The 1,849-nt window shown below is 67.8% G+C and carries 1 protein-coding gene; it reads left to right on the forward strand.

The genetic code is table 11. The features are described 5' to 3' along the window. Window positions 1-660: 660 nt before the first annotated feature. On the forward strand, window positions 661-1,849 hold a 1,189-nt coding region (locus D7V88_RS41095; RefSeq protein ID WP_120545906.1), incomplete at its 3' end, for a glycosyltransferase family 2 protein.

The following is a 1,849-nucleotide window of genomic DNA, read 5'->3' on the forward strand; positions in this document are numbered from 1 at the left end:
GGTGACTTCACCGGGGGCAGCCGGCCCGTCCACGGGCGTGGAGGGGTTGGAGTCCGGGGTGGAATCATCCGGCGAGGCCCCCTCGCCCGCCGTGTTACCGCCGCAGCCTGCCGCCACCAGGAGTGAGAATGCCGTCACGGCGAATGCCATTGGGAGTTTCCGCAAACTGTGTTTCCTCCAACGGGCCCTGCGCGAGGGGCACACCGCCACGCTCGGGAAGGGGCTCCCGGGCATGGCAGGAGCCACCCTTGTCGGCGGATCCCGCTTTGGTTTGAGTGGAAGGCCCCAGCCCTCGCGCCAGCGGGCGAGGACGAGCCTTGCGACCAGTGCCTAACGCATCCAAGGCTTTTGAATTCCAGCCCCGCCGCGTCCGCCGTCACGCCCGGAGGACGTGCCCCCCAGCGTCCGCTGCGGCATGAACCTGGCGGCGGTTGTCCGACCCACCGGTTGCCCCCCTCCACGCACCGGCGGGCGCGCCCGGCAGCGGGGGGTCACCACCGAGGGCCCCCGCGCCTGCCCACTTCCCGTCAGCCGGCTGCCCACGGGTCCGGGACAGTTGGCGCGACGTGCGAGTGACCCCAACCTTCTGGCCGCTTCGCAGGGGTGGAGCGACAAGCGTCTGGGTTTGGGACGCGGGTGTCAGGGGGAGGGGCGGAGTCGATGGAAATGTTTCCCATCCATTTGCTGTTCATCGTGGTCCTGATGAACCGCTACATCCTGGGCCCCCTGCTGCGGCGGCTGAAGGGACAGCGGTTCGAACGGGTGGACGACAGCTACCGTCCCCGGGTCGCGATCGTCGTGCCCCTCTTCAACGAAGGCGAAGGCATCTTCCACACGGTGCGCGCGCTGCTGGAGCAGGACTACCCGCGCGAGCTGTTGGAGATCATCGTCGTGGACGACTGCTCGCGCGACGACAGTGTCGCCTGGGCGAACAAGGCCGCCGAAGGCCACCCCAACGTCCGGGTGATGCGCAACCCGGAGAACATGGGCAAGCGCAAGGGCATCAACCGCGGCGTTCGCGCGGCGGTGGACGCGGAGATCATCGTCTCCGTGGACTCCGACGTGGTGGTGGACAAGAGCGCGGTGCGCCAGCTCATCCGCCGCTTCGTCCACCCCAACGTCGCGGCCGTGGGCGGGCGCACCTTCGTCACCAACCGTCATCAGAACTGGATGACGCGGATGATTGAAATCAAGTTCCACTTCGCCCAGCAGTGGCTGAAGGACCTGGAGCGCTCGTTCCGCCAGGTGATGTGTCTGTCCGGTTGCCTCACGGCGTACCGCCGCCGCGTGCTGCTCCAACTGGAGCCCATCCTGGAGGCGCGCGCCATCGCGGGCGTCCCCATCAAGTACGGCGAGGACCGCTTCCTCACCCGGCAGATCGTCAAACACGACTACGAGACGGTCTACACGCTGGACGCGTTCTGCTTCACCGCGGCGCCGTCCACGCTTGCGGGCTACTTCTCCCAGCAACTGCGCTGGCGGCGCTCCAACCTGGTGGACCTGCTGGCGGGTCTGTCGCACGCATGGCGGCTGCACCCGGTCATCACGGTGCACTACGTGTCGCAACTGGCGCTGCTGCTGTCGTATCCGGTGGTCATCGTCCACAACCTCCTCAACGGAGAGTTCTGGGACATCCTCACGTTCCACTTCCTGGTGATTGGCCTGCTGGGCTTCATCTACCGGATGGAGACGCGGCACCTTCCCGAAGACCGGCGCGTGGCGGGGGCCAGCTTCCTGCCCATGGCCCTGCTCATGCCGGTGACCTACGCCCTGTTCACCCCGCTGGCGCTGCTGACGCTCGACTCCGGAAGCTGGGAGACCCGAGGCAGCCCCACGACGGCCCCTGTCG

The sequence above is a fragment of the Corallococcus terminator genome (assembly GCF_003611635.1).
Lineage (GTDB): Bacteria > Myxococcota > Myxococcia > Myxococcales > Myxococcaceae > Corallococcus > Corallococcus terminator.